At 63.2% G+C, this 18,181-nt stretch carries 18 protein-coding genes; 9 read left to right on the top strand and 9 right to left on the bottom strand.

The window, feature by feature from the left end; genetic code table 11:
• Positions 1–17: 17 nt before the first annotated feature.
• The 8 genes from LAN61_08295 to LAN61_08330 form a co-directional block, all read right to left on the bottom strand.
• A complete protein-coding gene (locus LAN61_08295; protein MBZ5540503.1) occupies positions 18–575 on the bottom strand; it encodes a chemotaxis protein CheW in 558 nt (185 codons plus the stop codon).
• On the bottom strand, positions 572–934 hold the full coding sequence (locus LAN61_08300; protein ID MBZ5540504.1) for a response regulator: 363 nt from the start codon (positions 932–934) through the stop codon (positions 572–574). The genes LAN61_08295 and LAN61_08300 overlap by 4 nt, the downstream gene beginning before the upstream one ends.
• A 132-nt stretch (positions 935–1,066) precedes the next feature.
• The gene (locus LAN61_08305) at positions 1,067–1,750 is read right to left on the bottom strand and encodes a hypothetical protein (protein MBZ5540505.1); all 684 of its coding nucleotides are present in this window, start codon (positions 1,748–1,750) and stop codon (positions 1,067–1,069) included.
• A 53-nt stretch (positions 1,751–1,803) separates the two neighbouring features.
• Positions 1,804–3,324 (bottom strand): hypothetical protein, encoded by a 1,521-nt coding sequence (locus LAN61_08310; protein MBZ5540506.1) that lies wholly within the window; start codon positions 3,322–3,324, stop codon positions 1,804–1,806.
• Positions 3,321–3,671 (bottom strand): hypothetical protein, encoded by a 351-nt coding sequence (locus LAN61_08315; GenBank protein MBZ5540507.1) that lies wholly within the window; start codon positions 3,669–3,671, stop codon positions 3,321–3,323. Before LAN61_08315 ends, LAN61_08310 begins: the two co-directional genes overlap by 4 nt.
• A 277-nt stretch (positions 3,672–3,948) precedes the next feature.
• Positions 3,949–5,364 (bottom strand): sigma-54 dependent transcriptional regulator, encoded by a 1,416-nt coding sequence (locus tag LAN61_08320; GenBank protein MBZ5540508.1) that lies wholly within the window; start codon positions 5,362–5,364, stop codon positions 3,949–3,951.
• The gene (locus LAN61_08325) at positions 5,361–5,759 is read right to left on the bottom strand and encodes a response regulator (protein ID MBZ5540509.1); all 399 of its coding nucleotides are present in this window, start codon (positions 5,757–5,759) and stop codon (positions 5,361–5,363) included. Before LAN61_08325 ends, LAN61_08320 begins: the two co-directional genes overlap by 4 nt.
• Entirely contained in the window at positions 5,756–8,026 is a 2,271-nt protein-coding gene (locus LAN61_08330; protein ID MBZ5540510.1) for a PAS domain S-box protein, read from the bottom strand. Before LAN61_08330 ends, LAN61_08325 begins: the two co-directional genes overlap by 4 nt.
• A gap of 458 nt (positions 8,027–8,484) precedes the next feature.
• Here LAN61_08330 and LAN61_08335 point away from each other — a divergent pair, with 458 nt between their 5' ends.
• The 8 genes from LAN61_08335 (at position 8,485) to LAN61_08370 (ending at position 16,577) form a co-directional block, all read left to right on the top strand.
• Positions 8,485–8,829: an energy transducer TonB gene (locus tag LAN61_08335; GenBank protein MBZ5540511.1), complete on the top strand. Its 345-nt coding sequence runs from the start codon at positions 8,485–8,487 to the stop codon at positions 8,827–8,829.
• 77 nt (positions 8,830–8,906) lie between these two features.
• Positions 8,907–10,913: a HAMP domain-containing protein gene (locus tag LAN61_08340; protein ID MBZ5540512.1), complete on the top strand. Its 2,007-nt coding sequence runs from the start codon at positions 8,907–8,909 to the stop codon at positions 10,911–10,913.
• A 19-nt stretch (positions 10,914–10,932) separates the two neighbouring features.
• Positions 10,933–11,409: a chemotaxis protein CheW gene (locus tag LAN61_08345; GenBank protein ID MBZ5540513.1), complete on the top strand. Its 477-nt coding sequence runs from the start codon at positions 10,933–10,935 to the stop codon at positions 11,407–11,409.
• Between the two features lie 57 nt (positions 11,410–11,466).
• The gene (locus LAN61_08350) at positions 11,467–12,372 is read left to right on the top strand and encodes a hypothetical protein (protein ID MBZ5540514.1); all 906 of its coding nucleotides are present in this window, start codon (positions 11,467–11,469) and stop codon (positions 12,370–12,372) included.
• On the top strand, positions 12,369–14,453 hold the full coding sequence (locus LAN61_08355; protein MBZ5540515.1) for a chemotaxis protein CheA: 2,085 nt from the start codon (positions 12,369–12,371) through the stop codon (positions 14,451–14,453). Before LAN61_08350 ends, LAN61_08355 begins: the two co-directional genes overlap by 4 nt.
• Positions 14,450–15,592, top strand: coding sequence for a chemotaxis response regulator protein-glutamate methylesterase (locus LAN61_08360; protein ID MBZ5540516.1), 1,143 nt, complete (start codon positions 14,450–14,452; stop codon positions 15,590–15,592). The genes LAN61_08355 and LAN61_08360 overlap by 4 nt, the downstream gene beginning before the upstream one ends.
• 29 nt (positions 15,593–15,621) lie before the next feature.
• On the top strand, positions 15,622–16,077 hold the full coding sequence (locus LAN61_08365; GenBank protein ID MBZ5540517.1) for a response regulator: 456 nt from the start codon (positions 15,622–15,624) through the stop codon (positions 16,075–16,077).
• Positions 16,074–16,577, top strand: coding sequence for a chemotaxis protein CheX (locus tag LAN61_08370; GenBank protein ID MBZ5540518.1), 504 nt, complete (start codon positions 16,074–16,076; stop codon positions 16,575–16,577). The genes LAN61_08365 and LAN61_08370 overlap by 4 nt, the downstream gene beginning before the upstream one ends.
• 21 nt (positions 16,578–16,598) lie before the next feature.
• On the opposite strand, the gene LAN61_08375 is transcribed toward LAN61_08370, so the two are convergent.
• Positions 16,599–17,429: a PilZ domain-containing protein gene (locus LAN61_08375; protein MBZ5540519.1), complete on the bottom strand. Its 831-nt coding sequence runs from the start codon at positions 17,427–17,429 to the stop codon at positions 16,599–16,601.
• 160 nt (positions 17,430–17,589) lie between these two features.
• Between LAN61_08375 and LAN61_08380 the strand changes: the two genes are divergently transcribed.
• Positions 17,590–17,949, top strand: coding sequence for a PilZ domain-containing protein (locus LAN61_08380; protein ID MBZ5540520.1), 360 nt, complete (start codon positions 17,590–17,592; stop codon positions 17,947–17,949).
• The last annotated feature ends 232 nt before the right edge of the window (positions 17,950–18,181 follow it).

Below are 18,181 nucleotides of genomic sequence, written 5' to 3' on the forward strand. Positions count from 1 at the left end.
GACCGATGCAAATTCGTTCAGATTGCAGGCCCCGGAAAAACTTCCAGCAGGCGCCGCAAATCGATCATCAGCGCCAGGCGGTCGTCGTGCCGGAGCATGCCGATACAGTGCGGCACGTTTTCCGGCGCGTGCTCCAGCATGTCCTCGGAAGCCGCGGAATAGGTGCCCACGACTTCGTCGGCGGCAATCCCGATACGCACATCCTCGTGATGCGCGTCGCCGCGCAGCGAGGCCACGACCACGTGTTTCGGCAGAAGACCCGAACGGCGGCCTTCGGTCATGGCGATATCAATCAGCGGCACAATCGCGCCGCGCAGATTGAAAATACCCATCAGGTACGCCGGCCCCAGCGGCAGCCGAGTCACCAGCGGAAATTCCACGACCTCTTCCACGTCCAGCACGGGCAGGCAGAAACGCTCGCGTCCGCTGCGAAACACGCAGTGCTGCTGCTCCGGCGGGCTGTGCTCGATCGGCCCGGCGGCTTCCAGCAGGTCGCCGGTGTCCACGTCGCCCGATACCGGTGTGAGCTGGTAGCCGTCTTCCATCGTTTCGAATTGGTTTGTCAGGTCGCTCATGCAAACCGCCGAACCGCGCGCAACAACTCTTCCCGCGTAAAAGGCTTGGTGATGTAATCGTCCGCGCCTTGCTGCTGGCCCCAGAACTTGTCGCTGGCCGTGCCCTTGGAGGTCACCAGAATCACCGGGATGCCGCGGAACTCTGCGTTGTTCTTCAGTTCGCGGCAGAGTTGAAAGCCGTTGCGGTCCGGCATGACCACGTCCAGCAGGATGACGCAGGGACGCTCGCTGGTGATGGTCTCCTCGACCTTGTGCGGGTCGCTCAGACCGACGGGGCGGTAACCTTCATGCACGAGCAGATCCTGCATGAGTCGCACCTGCGACGGCGAGTCGTCCACGATCAGAATTTTCTTGTCCACGCGCACAAACTCCTGAGAGTAATCCGCACCTTAGAGAAGCACGTCGGCGACCAGCCAGGGCACTCTTTCGACCATCCGTGCTCTCTTGTGGAAGTAGTGTACATTCAAAGAGATACGGGAAAGCGCTGGCCCTCAACCCCGCCTCGAGCTCCCCGCTGGGCTCACTTCCGTCTCACCTTGAGATACTTTCTCAGCCTCCCGAATCTCGCTTGCCAGCGATGAGAATCGCTGCATGATCTCGTTGATGCGCAAGGCCATGCTGTGCATGGTCTTGATCTGGTCGAGGGATTGCGTGGAAAGCTGCCCGGGCTCGAGCAGCAGCAATTCCGCATTGCCCAGCACGCTGGTTAGGGCATTGTTGAGGCTGTGGCGCATCTCCAGCATGTAGCGGCCCAGAGTGGCGTGATAGGCGTTCTCGGAAGCCTCGCGCTGCGACTGCCGCGCTCTGCGCAGTGCTTCCGTGCGCCGCAGGGATTCCCCGGCGACGAGCAGCAGCGTCTGCGCCCAGTCTTCGCGCAGGGGAATGTGTACCAGGCGCGGATAGCGCGCGCGGAGTTCGGCGAGTTCCCGCGGGTCGCCCCGCACGCAGAGAATCACCGCCGCGACGGAGTCCAGAGTGTGCAGGATGCCCGTGAGGTTTGCGTCGCGCAGCGGCCCGATCACCACCAGGTCCCAGGAGGGCCGTTGCTGGCGCTTCCACAGTTCGCTACTTAGAATGGTCAGGGCTGGCACCTGCCGCTCGCCCTGCCAGCACGCTGTCAGGAGCCGCGCGAAATCATTTTCATCGGTAAGAATGACGACGTTTGTGTCTCGCAACGAAGAACCCGCTCCCCATCGAGTGTCCGGCGCAATGCCGGGAGTGCCGGCGGCTACAGCTTCTCCGCTTCATCCAGCGCGGAGATCAACCGCTTCGTGCTCATGCTCAAGTTGACCGCCACTTCCGTGTCTTTCGCCTGCTTGGCGATGTCCACGCGTTCCTGCAGGCGGGAAGCCTCGACGCGCGCAATGCTGATGGCTCGCTCGAGGCTGGAGGCATTCCCGGTTTCCTTGGCTGCTTCCAATGCCGTGGTGACCAGCGCGCGGGCCACCACCGCCCGGCGCAGATCTTCGGCGGAGGGGCCATCTTCGCTGACGAACGCGGTGACTTCCCAGGAGGGCAGCAGTACCCGGGCGGTCCCCAGGGAGATGGTCGTCATCGAGCGGCCGCGGGTGGGTGGCGCTGCGATGAGTTGCTCCCAGATCTTCTCCATGCAGGTTTCGAAATCCAGCTCGGGGATGAGTGCTGCTGCAGGCTTTTCCCTGCGCGCGGCCGGCAGGTCGCTTTTCTGTGCCGCGGGCTTCGCACTGTCCGGCTTGGCGGCCGGTGCAGCCGGTGGCGAACCTTTCTTCGCCGCCGCGGGATGGGCGGCCGGCGGAACTGTTTTCGCAGCCGGTGCGGCGGCTGCGGGGGCGGGCTTGCCGCTCACGCGAGCCATGGCGCGCTCCACGTCGCTGCGCAGGGCCAGCAGTTTTTCAAAGGCCTGGTTGACGGTGCGCTCGGTGTAGTCCTTCTGAAAAGGCTGCTTCCATTCGTCGGCGATCTGCCGGATCCTGGCCAGCGGCTCGGACGCGCTGAGGCCGAACTTCGTGCAATCCACCGTGCGCTCATGGGCCGCTTCTAGCTGGGTCAGCCCGCAGCGAATGGCGGTCAGGTCGGCATGCATCAGCTCGATCAGGGTCCTCCGCAGCATGAAATTGAAACGGATGAAGGCTAGCAGGGCGGAGGGATCGTAGAACATGTTGCCGGCGGAATCCTTCACGCGGCGGCCCTGCTCGATGAAATTGGTTTTCAGCATCGCGCCGAGGCTGCGCAGCGTGCCCAGGGTCTCGATGATGGTTTCGAGCGGCGCGCACCATTCCAGGGGAGCGGAGTCGACCTCGCCCAGGACCGGTTTCATCACCTGGGCCACGTCCTCGAGTTCGATTTTTGCGTGATAGGTCTTGGGCGGCGCGCACAGCGCGAAATACTGCACCAGCAGAAAATCGATCTTGTGGCGGTCGGTGTCGGACTTGATGGCCTTGCGCAGGTGCCGCAGGATCATCGCCCGCAGGCCGCCTTCATTGGCATTCAGCGAGGTCATCTGCAGCAGGTGGCGAAGCTGGTGGACCTGCACCTGGGTATCCACGGTATTGAGCCAGACGGTGACCTGGTCGAAGATCTCGAGGCTGACGGTTTCCGGAAGAGCGGTCTTGTCCGGACCGAACAGCGGCTTTATCCCCACCTGCTTGGCGATGGCCATGTAGATCGGGAAGAGCGAGCGGGCTTCCGCCCACTGCCGGTCGCGCCCCGGATTGACGCGGGGGGCAGGCTTGCCGGCCGGCGAGGGCAGGGTTCTGGAAACAGTGGTCACGGCTGAACCATCCAATCGCAAGAGCCTTTCAGAAAGCGCACGGCCACAGCCTTCGAACCCTCGTGGTATTGCACTGCGATCACCGCAGCCTCTGCCGTTTTTCCGGTGCCGTTCTGTTCGACGCGGATGCGCTCGTCGAACTCGAGCGGCAGAGTGCAGCAGAAGATGGCGTGTTCGCTGGCGCTATACTCCACGACGATCCGTTCCCGGAGACGTGCCTGGCCCGGCCGCAACGCGGTAATCTGCACCGCAATGCGAACCGGCAGGGCGCGTGGAAAAAAGCGCGCCAGCTGCTCCGCACAACTGCGTGCGGTCTCCGCGGCCAGTATTCCACCCATGCGTTTCACGTGGTCTCTCGCTTTACGTATCGTGCCGCTCGCCGCCCGGCCGCGTTCGAAACACACGAACCCGGCTTGGGCAGAGAAGCACCGCAGAGAAGCGTGCACGCTGCGCGCCAAAGTTCCAGATCCGGAAAAATTCATTAACTGGCTGAAAGGGCAAGGCTTAGAGAAGAGCTTTGGCAGGACTGTGGCTCACGCGTCTCAGGATGACACAGCGGCGTCTCAGGTCTCGCCTCAGCCCTCACGCATTCTCGCAGGCTGGAGAGGGTCAATGCGGGACCGCTCAAGAGGCCGGGTCGGCGGCGGAGGTCACACCGGCGGCGGACTTTACCCCGATATTGTAACGTTTCAGCTTGCGATAGAGCGTGGCCCGGCTGATGCCGAGCATCTTGCCGGCCAGGGCTTTATCACCGTGCGCCTGTTCGAAAACGCGCACGATGGTCATGCGCTCCATTTCGGCCAGGGCCATGGTGGACAGGGCGGCATCGGCCGGCGCGGCGCTGCTGCCGTCGGCGGAGGCCTGCTCGGAGCGGATCGCCGGCGGAAGGTCGCCGCTGTCGATCGTGCGGCGGTCGCCCAGGGTCACGGCGCGGGCGACACAGTTTTCGAGCTCGCGAACGTTCCCCGGCCAATCGTACTGCAGCAGGCTCTTCATCGCCGCGGCAGTCACCTGGATGTTCTCGCCGGGGGCGAAGCGGTCCAGAAAATGGTGCACGAGCATGGGAATATCCGAGCGGCGCTCGCGCAGGGAAGGGATGTGCACGGTCACGACATTCAAGCGGAAATAGAGATCCTTCCGGAAGGTGCCGTCGCGATAGGCGGCTTCGAGGTCGCGGTTGGTCGCGGCAATGACCCGGACGTCGGTGGACACGCGGTCGTTGCTGCCGACGGGCCGCACTTCCTTTTCCTGGAGAACGCGCAGGAGTTTGGCCTGCATTTCCAGAGGCAGCTCGCCGATCTCGTCGAGGAAAATGGTGCCGCCGTTGGCCGCCTGGAAAAGGCCGGCCTTGGACTTGATGGCGCCGGTAAAGGCGCCCTTCTCATAGCCGAACAGCTCGCTTTCCATCAGCGTGGGCACCAGGGAGCCGCAGTCCACGGCGACGAAAGGGGTCTGAGCCAGCGAACCGCGGAAATGAATGGCCCGGGCCACCAGTTCTTTTCCCGTGCCGCTCTCGCCGAATATCAGCACCGGTGTGCGCGTGTCCTGCAGGCGGGAGATCATGCGCAGCACGTCCTGGATCTTGGCCGAAGTGCCCACGATTCCGCCCAGGCTTTCTTCGGCGTTTACACGCTCGCGCAAGAACTGGTTTTCCGCGACCAGGCGCACCTTCTCGGCCATGCGCTGCAGCAGCAGGCGCAGCTTCTCCACGCGGAAGGGCTTCTCGATGTAATCGTAGGCCCCGATCTTCATGGCGTCCACGGCCGATTCAATCGAGCCGTGCCCGGTCATGATGGCCACCTCGGTGCGCGGCAGTATGGCGCGGGCTTGGCGCAGCAGTTCCACGCCGGAGAGACTGGGCAGCTTGAGGTCGGTGAGAATCAGGTCGGGGGTGGCCGTGTCCAGCCTGGCGAGGGCTGCCTCCGCGCTCTCCGCCTCGGAGCAGGTAAAACCGAGGGTTTGGCCAATGGTCATGCACAGACGGCGGATGCTCTGTTCGTCGTCCACAATCAACAAACGGATTTTCAGATCGTCGCTCATGGTTTTCCGAAGGTCTTCTCCACGACAGAAAGTAAGTGCTGGACTCGAAAAGGCTTTTCGATGCAGGGCGTGTCGCTGTTCTCGAGCAGTTCTTGGGTTTCGCTGTTGGCCGTATCCCCGCTGATCAGAATGATGCGCGCCGCCAGGTCCGGGCGGTTCTGGCGGATCCAGGCGTGCACTTCGGCGCCGTTGACGCTGCCGGGCATGCGAATGTCCGAAATGACGCCCCTGTAGTGGCCGTTCACAAGCTGCTGCAATCCTTCCACGCCCGAGCAGACGGGAACGACGGAGTAGCCCCGGCGTTCCAGCGCGGCGCGGACGAACGCGATCACCGCAGCCTCGTCCTCGATCAGCAGAATGGGCAGGGAAGTGCGCGCCGCGGCGCTTACGCTCATCGCCCAGCCTCCATCGCAGTTGCGGAGAGAGACGCCGCCCCGGCGGCGGGGATGCGCACGGCAAAGGTGCTGCCCTGGCCCCCGGCGTTATTCCAGCACTGAATCTCGCCGCTGTGGGCGCGCACAATCCCGTAGCAGATGCTTAGGCCCAGGCCGGTGCCTTTGCCAACCTGCTTGGTGGTGAAGAAGGGGTCGAAAATGCGGTCCGGATCGGAGATGCCCGTGCCGTTGTCGCTGATGGCCACCTCGATGTCCGGGCCCACCCGGGAGGTGCGGATTTCGATCTTCCCCGGACGCTGCGCCTCCTGCACGGCGTCGTAAGCATTGTTCAGGATGTTCAGGAAGACTTGCTGGAGCTGCTGCGCATCGCCCAGCACCGGATCGAGATTCTCCTGCAGGGACTCCCGGACTTCGACGCCGTGGCTGGCGAAATCGTAGCTGCGCAGCTTGAGGGTCTGCCGCAGCACGGCATTGAGGTGCACGGGTTCGCGGCGCGCCGTGCGTTGCCGGGCGAAGCTGAGCAGGTCCTGTACGATTTCCTTGGTGCGCTGGGTCTCCTGCAGAATGATCTCCAGGTCCTGTCTGACCACGGCCGGGAGATCGGTATTTTCCAGCAGCAGGTCGGTGAAGCCGAGGATCGCCGCCAGGGGATTGTTGACCTCGTGGGCCACTCCGGAAACCAGCCGGCCCAGAGTGGCCATTTTCTCGGAGTGCGCCAGCTTGGCCTGCAGAATCGCCGCGTCGGTGATGTCCGTCATAACCACGACAATGTTGTTTACCACGCCCTGCTCATCGCGCATGGGACTGAGGCTGACGGAAAAATGGCCCAGAGTGGCGTCCCCGCGGCGCATGCGCAGCTCGAGGTTTTCCATCTGCTGCCCGTGCGCGGTGGTCCCCAGGGCGGCGTCGAATTCCCGGCGCTGTGCGGGCTCCACCCAGTCCACCAGGCGGCGGCCGATCAATTCGTTCTCGCGGTAGCCGGCGTCGTAGCAGCGGCGGTTGGCGTAGGTGATGAGCCCCGCCGTATCCAGCACCAGAATCATGCTCTGCGTGGCATTCAGGATCTTCTGGTTGAAATCCCGCTCGCGTTGCAGTTGCGCCTGGAAAATGCGCTGCTCGGTCACGTCCAGCATCAGCCCGCGGATTTGTGCGATCTCTCCCTGGGCATTGCGCACGGCGGTGATGTTTTGCAGGGTATGCAGCAGGGAGGCGTCCTTGCGCCGCAACGTCTCTTCGTAATTGCGCAGCACGCCGTGCTGGCGCAGGGTCAGCAGGACGCGTTCCCGCGAGGCCGGATCAGGATACAGGTGGCGGCTGACGTCGGCTCGCAGCAACTCGTCGCGCGAGCTGTACCCCAGCATGCGCACCATGGCGTCATTCACATCCAGGAATTGCCCGCCCGGTGTGGCAAAGAACAATCCTTCCTGGATGCTGTTGAAGAGATCGCGGTAGCGCCGCTCGGCTTCCAGGCGGTCGGTGATGTCCCGGAGAACGTGAATCGTGCGCACGTCCTGGCCGGCGGCGCCGGGAGTTCGCGAGGTGGAGACCAGGTAGGTCCGCTCCTGCCCTGCCAGCATGTATTCCTCGCGGGCGCGCTGCGGATCCCGGCACAGCGGGCAGGGCAGCCCGCTGCCTTCCTCGGCAATCTGCCGCAGGCGGCTCATGGGCTCGCCGACCAGGGCCACTGGCGGCGCACCCAGTTCCGAAGCCAGCGAGCGATTGGTCCGCACGATCCTCCAGGATTGGTCATGGACCACGATGTAATCGGTGATGGCATCGATGTCTTCGACCCACTGGCGCTTGGAGCGCTCCAATTGCGAAAAGCGCCGGAAATTCACCAGCGAGAGGGAGGCATGGGAGGCCAGGGCCCGGAGCAGCCTCCGCTCGGATTCATCCAGGTGCTGCGCCGCGCGCACCACGCAGACGCAGCCGAACCGTTCGCCATCCCCGGAAACGATCTGCAGGAGAATGGTCTCCAGATTCTTTCGCGGAGCCTGCACCGCGGAAAATAGCACCCGGTCGAAGGGCAGCACGGCGATCTCTTCCGCTGCCGCGTCGGCCGTCTGGAGAATGGCCTTGGCGAGAAGTTTCTGGCGCGGATCCGCCTCGCGGCGCGGGGGCTCGTTGGAATAGAGCTCCGCATCCTCGCCCTGGAAAACGGCCACGGCGCACCAGTGGGCCTGCAGCAGGCGCGCGGCGCGCACGGCAAATTTTTGCAGGAATTCCGGAAGATTGCCGGACTGCACGGCGTCGAGCGCCAGGTCCATGAGTTCTTCGGCGCGGCGCGAGGCGGCGCGGACACCCGAAACTCCTCCCCGGCCGGAGGGAGTACGGCGAGACGAGAGGGCTTTAGCGCCACGCATCGGGGATCAGGGGGCTCTGCGTGCGTCTCAATGGTTATGCCAGAGCATACCCACGTTATCTGTCAATCTCAAACTGAGTCAATCAAAGTTGAGACGCCTGGTGTTGAATCAACCACTCGCAGGAATCACCGCCAACGTCTCACGCTGAGACCAATTGCCGTCTTTCCTCGACCCCTTGAGACGCTCGCGGGGTTTCTTCGGTGCGAGTTCTGGATCGGCTCCCTCTCCTAACTTGCAGTCCGAAAACAGCTTGTTTGCGATTTACGGAAATGCCGCGGGGTTTACCGCGCCTTTCGCGGCCTGGCCCTCGACGTGCCTTTCCATCCACGGGTGCGTTTCGTTCCTAAGGAGATATGACGGCAATGAGAAATAAGTGGGCAGGTATCCTGATGGCAGTTCTGGTCTTAGGCCTTGCGGCGTCGGCTGGTTTTGCGCAGCACGGGACTGTCGAAGAAACGAAACGCAAGGTTCGTCTCAGAGTTGCTCCTTCGTATCCCGAGCTTGCTCAGCGCATGAACATCTCCGGCAAGGTCAAGCTGGAAATCGTGGTCGCACCGGATGGGGAAGTGCGGACCTCGCGAGTGATTGGCGGCCACCCCTTGCTGGTCAAGGCAGCGCAGGATGCCGTCAAGGAATGGAAGTTCGTTCCGGCCGCGGAAGAAACGACGGTGATAGTGGTATTCGAGTTCAATAGTCCGGCCAGGTAATCGAGAGACAATCCCCGAAGGGTAACGGCAGAGTAGCAGGGGGAAACGCGGTTTCACAGGAGTGGAGGGTTCCGGCAATGACGATTGGCAAGAGACTCTATCTGGGCTTCGGGGCCATTCTGGCCTTTCTGGCCGTGCTTTTCATCTTGAACTCGGTGGCCGTGCTGAAAGAACGCTCGGTCCGCGCCGATGCCGCTAACGCGCTGGAAAACGTGCGCGCCATCGAGGCCGTGCGCTTCCAGATCATGACCAACCGCGTGAACCTCGACAATTTCCTGCTCAGCGGGGATCCCCGCGATGAGGAGAAAGTCACGCGCGGGATCGCCGAGCTCGGCGAGCTGATCAAGCGCAGCGAAACGCAAGCCGTTGGCGACTTGGTGCACACCGCCCTGATCCAGGTCGAAGGCACCGAACAGAACTGGAGCGAAACTTTTGCCAAACCGCTTCTGGCCAAGCGCCATCAGGTGGACTCCGGAGACGCGTCCGTTTCCGATCTGCAGGTCTTCTACCTGCAGAAGGACCCCAGCGGCTGGCTGACGAAGTCTTCGAGCGTGCTGGACCAGACGACGCGCGATATCAGCGACAACCTGCAGGAGATAACCAAGGCTGCTTCCCGCGCCACCACGGTCACAACCATTTTGAGCACTGCCGGCACCTTGATTGCCCTGCTCCTGGGCATCGGCATCGCCTACTACACGGCCAAGTCCATCTCCGAACCGCTCAAGCACCTGATCACGGTGGCGCGGGAGATCGGGGACTCCGGTGACCTGGACCAGAACATCGACATTCACCGCGACGACGAGATCGGGGCCCTGGCCACGACCTTCAATAACCTGGTCTCCTACCTCAAGGAGATCGCGGCCATCTCCATGGCCGTGGCTGCAGGGGATCTCACTGTGGAAGTGGAGCCGCGCTCCAAGCGCGACACCCTGGGCAACGCCTTCGTGCAGATGTCTGAGGGCTTGCAGCAGTTGGTGCGCCAGGTCCGGGAAAGCGCCTCGCAGGTTGCCTCGGGCTCGAGCCAGGTTGCCGGTGCTTCCAGTGAATCGGCGCGGGTCAGCGTGCAGGCCTCTACGGCCATCGAGGAAGTTACCAGCACCATGCATGAGATGAGCATCAACGTGCAGAACGTGGTGAAAAACACGCAGGTGCAGGCCTCCAGCGTCGCGGAAACTTCGGCGTCCATCGACGAAATGGTCACCTCAATCCAGCGCGTGGCGGATACCGCCAAGGTGCTGCTGGACATTGCCAACCGCTCGCGCGAGGAAGTCGGCACCGGCATCGCCACCATGGAAAAGGCCACGGACGGCCTGAACCGCACCAATATGGCCATCCAGACCTCGGCGGAGATCATCAACGTCCTCGGGCATCGCGCCGACGACATCGGCAAGATCATTGAAGTGATCGACGACCTCGCGGAACAAACCAACCTGCTGGCCCTGAACGCCGCCATCGAAGCGGCCCGCGCCGGGGAGCACGGCTTGGGCTTCGCGGTGGTCGCGGACGAAGTGCGCAAACTGGCGGAGAAGTCCACGCAGTCCACCAAGGAAATCGCCGACCTCATTCAAAGCATCCAGCGCGAGGCCCGGCAGGCCGTGGAAAATATGGAACGCAGCACGCGCATTGTCGAGGAAGGGCTGTCGCTCGGCAATGACTTGAACTCGGCGTTGCACAAGATCTCCAACGTGGTCACCGAAGTCTATAAATTTTCGCAGGAGATCGGCGCGGCCACCAACGAGCAGTCCGTCGGATCCTCGCAGATCGCCAAGGCCACCAGCCGCCTCACGGAAATCACCCAGGAAATCAACTCCGCGGTCGAGGAGCAGGCTTCGGGGGCGCAGGCGGTGGTGCGCGCCATGGATAAAATGCGCGAACTCGTGCAGCAGTCGGCCTCCAGCTCGACCGAGCTTTCGGCGGCTGCCGACCAGATGCTCAAGCTTTCCGGGCATCTGCTCAGCTCCATGGACCGCTTCGCCATCGATCGGGTGGCCCCGCGGGCCCACCAGGAATACGCCAAGGCGCGGCAGAATTCCGAAGCGATGCGTGTGCGCAGCAGGGAATACGCGGAAGTCTCGCGTTCCTGATGTATCCGGAGCTTGTGTGATGGAAAAAGATCTCCAGGTTGTGGGCTTTCGCATCGGGGACGAGACGTACGGCGTGCGCATCTCCGCCGTGCGCGAGATCGTGCGCGTTCCGGACATCACCATCGTCCCCAACGCCCCGGAGATGATCGAAGGGGTGATCAATCTTCGCGGAAAAATCATCCCCGTGATGGACCTGCGCAAACGGTTCCGGCAGGCCGAGATTCGCGCGGATAAGAAAAACCGCATTCTGGTGGTCGAACTCAATGACCGGCTCCTGGGGCTGATTGTCAATTCCGCGTCGGAAGTGCTGAAGCTTCCGCCATCGGAGATCGAAGCGCCGGGGAATATGTTCTCCGACGGGGAATCGGGATATGTGACGGGTGTGGGCAAACTGAACGGGCGGCTGATCATTCTGCTGGATATCGCAAAACTGCTGCACCGCCCGGAATTCGGGCGCATCGAGGAGGCCGCGGAACCCGTTGCCAGCATGCGCTGACGCGGGGCAGTTGCCCCGTGTTGTGGCCGACGGCCGGAGCCGCCCCAGGAATCCCCTATGGAAACCGCCATCGCACAGGTTCCCCTGACCGACGCGGAATTGAAACTGCTGCAAACCCTCATTTACCAGGAATGCGGAATGTACTTCGATGAACGCCGCGCCCATTTCCTGAAAGACCGGCTGCAGCGCCGCCTGAAGGTCTGCCAACTGGACTCCTTCTACGCCTACTATCGGCTGCTTACGAGCCGGGAAGGCAAGCAGGAACTGGCTTTGCTGCTCGAAAATCTTACCGTCAACGAGACCAGTTTTTTCCGCAACAAGCCGCAGCTGGATCTGCTGCAGAAAACGGTTCTGGAAGATCTGCTGCACCGCAAGCAGGAACGTCGCGACTGGACGATGCGCGTCTGGAGCGCGGGCTGCTCGACGGGGCAGGAGCCGTATTCGGTGGCCATCCTCTTCTGCGACGCGCTGGCCTACTATTACCTGCGCAATCCGCTGCCCTTCGAAGTGCCCTCGCCCAAGCCGCTCATCCCCCCGCCGTGGAAGCTCGAGGTGCTGGCCTCGGACATGAGCTACGCGGCGCTGCGCTCGGCGCAGGAAGGCGCCTATTCGGAAACGCACATGGAGCCGGTGGACTACACCACGCGGCTGCGCTATTTCGAAAAAGCCGGCGACAAGTACGCCGTGAAGCACGCCCTGAAGGAACTCGTACAGTTCGACTTTCATAACCTGAAAACGGAATTTCTGCCGCGCCGCAACGACATCATCCTGTGCCGCAACGTCATGATCTATTTCGATGAAGCGGAGCAGAAGCGGCTCATCGAGAAGTTCTGGCACTGCCTCAATCCGGGAGGCTACCTGTTCGTGGGGCACGCGGAGAGCCTGTTCGGGTTGAGTACGAAATTCCGCATGATCCACGAGAACAACGGCACGGCCTACCAGCGTCTGGAGGCGGCCACGTGAGTCATCCGCTCGATGATCGCGGCGGGGATCTGCGCGCGCTCTTCTTCGAGAGCGCTTACGAACTGCTGCAGACATTGAACGATGCAGGGCTCGAGCTGGAAGCGCATTCGGCCGATCCCGAAGTGATTCGCCGCGTGCGCCGCGTCGTGCACACCCTGAAGGGCGATTCCGCCGCCTGCGGCTATCTGGGCTTGAGCGACCTGGCGCACGAGTTGGAGAACGTGCTGTTGCCGGAGATCGGCGAGAGCCGGGGTCCGCAGCTTGCGGAAGTCGTGCTGGCGGCTGCCGACGGGATTGATTCGCTGCTCAGCGCCTATCGTCAGAATGCGGAGCCTCCGTCCACGGAGCCGCTGCGGGATCAAATCCGTTTGTTCCTGAAGACCGCCACGGACACGCCCGCTTCCGCGCCGGTCGAAAACCGGCCGGCGGCGCGGTTCGTCTGGAGCGAATACGAGCAGCTGATGATTTCCGAGGCCCTGCACCGCGGGGAGAACGTTTACAACCTTGCGCTGCGCATCGACCCCCTGAGCGCCATGCGGGCCGCGGCCTTTCAACTGGTGCGCAACGTGCTCCACGGCCTGGGTACGGTGATCGCTCTGCATCCCGAAGACAACAGCACGGCCGCGACCGTGGAAGTCATCGAGGCCGCGCTCGCCTGTACCCAGACGGAAGAGACCATCGCTCGCCGCTGTAAGATTCCTGCGATTATCGCGGACCTGGTGATTACGCGCGCGACCCCGGCCGAAACCCCCGAGCACGACCTGCTCAGCGAGCTCCTCGAGGCCCAGGCCACCGTAGCCGGGGGCGCAGCGGCTCCAGCGGAAGGCGCGTCACCGCAGCGCCCCGGCGGCAGCGCCTCCGCGGTCAATGCCGTGGTGGAGAGCACGCTCCGCGTCGAGACCGCGCGCATCGATTCCGTGATGAACCTGGTCGGCGAGCTCATCATTGGCAAGTCCATGCTGAACCGCGCCATCGTCGAATTTGACCGGCGCCACGCCCACGACCCCCTGCACGCCAAGCTCCTGGACGCTCTCGCTTTTCAGGCTCGCGTGCTGGACGAGCTGCACAAGTCGGTTCTGAAGATCCGCATGGTTCCCGTGGAGCAGCTTTTCCGCCGCTTCCCGCGCGTCGTGCGCGACGTCGCCAAGCAGTGCAACAAGGATGTGGCCCTCGAGCTGGCCGGGCAGAATACGGATCTCGACAAAGGCATCCTCGACGCCCTGGCCGAGCCCATCACGCACCTGGTGCGCAACGCCGTGGATCACGGCATTGAGCCGCCCGAGGCGCGGCTGGCCGCCGGCAAACCCGCCCGTGGCACGGTCTATCTCAACGCCTACCACCAGGGTGCGCAGGTCGTCACCGAGGTGCGCGATGACGGGCGCGGCATTGACGTCGCGCGTCTCCGCGCCAAGGCTGTCGCGCGCGGCCTCCTTTCGGCAAAGGATGCGGAGCGTCTCAGCGACGCCGATGCCCTCAATTTGATCTTTGAGCCCGGCCTCAGCACCGCTGCGGAAGTGACCGAAATCTCCGGCCGCGGCGTGGGCATGGACATCGTGCGCAGCGTGCTCGATCGCCTGAAAGGCACCGTGCAGCTCTCCTCGCAGCTCGGCCAGGGGACCCTGTTTCAGCTCCGCGTGCCGCTGACCCTGGCGAGCATCCAGGCCCTCATGTTCCGCGTGAATAACCGTCTTTTTGCCGTGCCGCTCTCTTCGGTCATGGAGATCACGCGGGTTTCCGAGGCCGAAATCCACCGCGTGGATCAGCGGGAGGTTCTGCAGCTGCGCGACCACATCCTGTCCCTGGTGCGCCTCAGCAGCCTTGAGCGCATTCACACCGTGGAGGCGCGCAAGCGTTCCTTCGTGGTTGTCATTGGAACGGGGGAACGCCGCTTCGGCCTGCTGGTGGACAGTCTGGTGGGAGAAGAAGAACTGGTGATCAAGGCGCTTCCGGAAGAAATCGTCACCAGCGATCTGGTGAGCGGGGCATCCATTCTGGGTGATGGAACGGTGGTGCTGATTCTCAACGTGTCCGCGGTGCTGGCGCGCCTGTCGCGCGCCCCGGCCCTGGGAGCCATCGCATGAGCGAGCGCATTCGAGTCCTGGTGGTGGACGACTCCGCGCTGATGCGCAAGTTGATCCCGCGCATCCTCGAAGCGGATTCCTCCATCGAGGTGGTGGGGACGGCCATGGACGGTGCGTTTGCCCTGAGGAAGATCGAGGAGCTGCGCCCGGATGTGATCACGCTGGATCTGGAGATGCCGCGGATGGACGGGCTGGAAGCGCTGCGCATGATCACCAAGGAACACCAGGTTCCGGTGATCGTCTGCAGCACGCATTCCCGGGAGGGCGCTTATTCTACGTTCAAAGCCCTGGCCTTCGGCGCCATCGACTTCGTCGCCAAGCCCAAAGACGCCGCCGCCGGCCGCCTGGAAACCATCGCCGGTGACTTGATCCAGAAGATCAAGGTGGCCAGCCGCGTCAAGGCCCGGCGAAGCGCGGCGCAAGTGTCTGCGGAGCCGCCGCCGGTGGCGAAAAACCGCGTGCGCGCCGCCACCGCGCCGAACCGCATCATCGCCATCGGCATTTCCACGGGCGGGCCGAATGCTCTGCAGTATGTCCTGCAACAGATTCCACCGGATTTTCCCGCCTGCATTCTGGTGGTCCAGCACATGCCCGAAGGCTTTACGGAAATGTTCGCCAAGCGCCTGAACGAGTGCTGTGCGTTGGAGATTTCCGAGGCGCGTTCCGGTGATTTGCTGCTGGCCGGGCGGGTGCTGATCTGTCCCGGCAACCGCCATCTGCTGGCGCGCCACATGCCCCGCGGGGATATGGCGGTGCTTTCGGATAGTCCGCCGGTGAACGGACATCGCCCCTCGGTGGACGTGCTGTTTCATTCCGTGGCTCAGGAGTTTGGCCCCAGCGCCGTGGGGCTGCTGATGACCGGGATGGGCGAGGACGGCGCCGACGGACTGGGCGCCATCAAGAACGCCGGTGGACCGACGATCGCCCAGAGTGAGGAAAGTTGCGTGGTAAGCGGGATGCCCCGCGCCGCCATGGAAAAGGGCTTTGTGGGGACCATCGTTCCGTTGGAAAAAATCGGCGCGTATCTCGTCAGCCACTACGGGGGCACTCGCCGGAACTCCGAAAAAACGGACGAGGTTGAAAAGACGGAAAAGAACGAAACGCGAAGAAGGATACCGGTTTCATCCTCGCGCACCTGAATCGGTGCCTGGGGAATAAGGAGAAGGCCATGCCGCAATTTGCCGCTCTGCTTCGAAAAGATAGCCAGCCGGTCCGCTACCTTGTGGTGGACGATTCGGTCTTCGCGCGTAAGAACCTCATCAAGATGATTGAGCTGTTCGGCGGCGAGGTGGCCGGTGAAGCGGGTGACGGCCTGACGGCCATCGCGGAATACAACCGCGTCAGGCCCGACGTCGTCCTCATGGACATCACCATGCCGCAGATGGAAGGCATCGAGGCGGTGGAGCGCATCGTGCGCCAGCACGCCGAGGCCCGCATCATCATGGTCTCCTCGGTCGGTTACCAGGAAAACATTCTGGCGGCGCTGCAGAAGGGGGCCAAGCACTTCGTGCAGAAGCCCGTCAAACCCGACGGCTTGTACGAAATCTTGCGCTACGTCCTGAGCGATGAGGCCGGCAGCACGTCCGCCGCTCCGGTCGCCGCGGGGGAGGAGTTCGACCAATGAAAATGGAGCTGATCCAGCCCTTCATTGACGCCGCGGACGCCGTCTTCGCCGAAGCCCTGCAGGCGCCCACCAACATCCTCGACCTGTCCATGGATGAGGAGACCTATCGCCGCAAGGGCGTCGCGGCTCTCATTCTGATTAAGGGCGAGATCGAGGGCCGGGTGATTCTCGATCTGGCGCCGGACGTGGCCATGAAAGTGGCCAGTCATCTCGCGGGAAGCGATCTGCCGGAAAGCGAGCAGGTGGTCCGCGAGACGGTCTGCGAGCTCGCCAACATGATCATCGGCAATTCCGTAACCCTCCTGAATGACCAGGGATTCCGCTTCAAGATCTATCCCCCGGAGATTCACGGCAAGGAGGTGGGTCTGGAGGGCAACGCGGATACCGAAGCCATGGTTCTGTGCATTGAGACGCCCTGCGGCGAGGTCTATCTCAACATCGCCATGCATTACCTGCGCCGGCGGCGCGTGGAACGCGCTGTCCTGCCGGCGGTGGAATAAACGGCAGTGGCACTCCCCGAACTATTTGAGGTAGGCCGCACCGTGACGGTAAAGCCCGGCGGCGGGAATCAGCCGGGAGGACACGATGCGAATGGGCACAAAGATGGCGCTGTTGCCCGGCGTGAACGGCACGGCAATTTCCAGCCGCGTGCCTTCCGCGTATTGATTCCGGCTGCGGAACGCCAGGCCGCCCCGCGAGAGATCCTCGCATACGGCGATCTCTTCCTGGAAGCCGCGGCGGCGAATGCAGGCCAAAACGCGGGCCTTGATGCGCGCCCGATTGCGGGAGGGTTGCACTTGCTCTGCAGGGAGAAAAAGATCGGCGGAATCGGCCTGTTCCGGGCTGCTGCGCTCGTCCGAGCGCGCCTCGGTCCAGATGGAAGGGGCGTTGCAGTGCTTACAGATGCGCGCGACGCACTTGCGCACTTCGAACGACTTCAGCTCCAGCTCGTTCAGGTACACGATTTCGCGCCGCCGGCAAAAGCTGCACTCCATGAGCATGCGCGCCAGGGCGTCAGCGGCCTGGGCCGGCGTCGGAAAGTCGATGTCCCAGAAATCCGGCTGGGGATCGCGGATGGCCACGGCATAGATGAAGCCCCGGGGATCGCGGTCAATTTCCGTGACCACCGTGGCGTGCGCCGTTTTGCAGACGGTGTCGCTCATATGCCGCTGCAGGAGCACTTCCTGCCCGGTGGCCAGCTGTTCGGCGAGCCGCAGCACGGCTCCCCCGCGGCTGATCAGCAGCGTTTCCACGGTCTGGGCCACGGGCTGGCCGCTGCTGTTGTACCAGGAGGCTTCGACCGGTACGCGCAGGGCCACGCGATCGCTTTGACGGATTTTATCGGTGCTCATGGTTTGTCTTCGTGCCCAGAGAGAAGCAACACCGAGAGACTAGCACATTTCCCTGCACGACCCGCCGCTGACGATGGGGCGTTTGCCCATCTCACAAATCCCCCGCGGGATTTCGCCGATACGCTTCTGCCAGGGGTGCCGGCAGACCAGGATGTTTCGCATGGGCAAGCCAACTGAGGACCGCCTCTCGGCCGAAACCGCGATTCGCGACCGCCGCTATACCATTCGCTATGCCTTTACTGCGAATGCCGAGCTGCTGGACCTCGAATCGGGTTCCCGCTCCACCGGCATCACCTCGGACATTTCCCTGGGCGGATGCTTCGTGTGCACCAACCGGCCTCTTACCGTGCGCATGCGCGTGCGCTTGACGCTGACCTTCAAGGGCGAACAGGCGGACATCCTGGCCACGGTTCGCGCAGTCAAGCCGCGCGTAGGCATGGGCATCGAATTCCTGGACGTCGAAGGAAACTCCTACACCACCCTTGTGCGCTGGATTGAAGAGCTCCGGCGCTCTCGCTGACCGCAAGCCTTTCCACCCTCCACGCCAGCCGCAGTTCGCAGCCGTCGCCCGCGACCCCACGGGGCCTCACCACGACGCGCGTTTCCCGCACGCCGTGCTTCCTCTCGGCCCGAACTGCCCCGTCACACGCAAGAATTCTTCCAGGGATGTGCGCCGGCGTACGATTATTCTGCGGGGTGTGCTAGGGTACCCGCACGACCGGTGCCGTGATGCCGGAAGGGCAGGGAGGGAA

Source organism: Terriglobia bacterium (assembly GCA_020072785.1).
Lineage (GTDB): Bacteria > Acidobacteriota > Terriglobia > Acidiferrales > UBA7541 > Acidiferrum.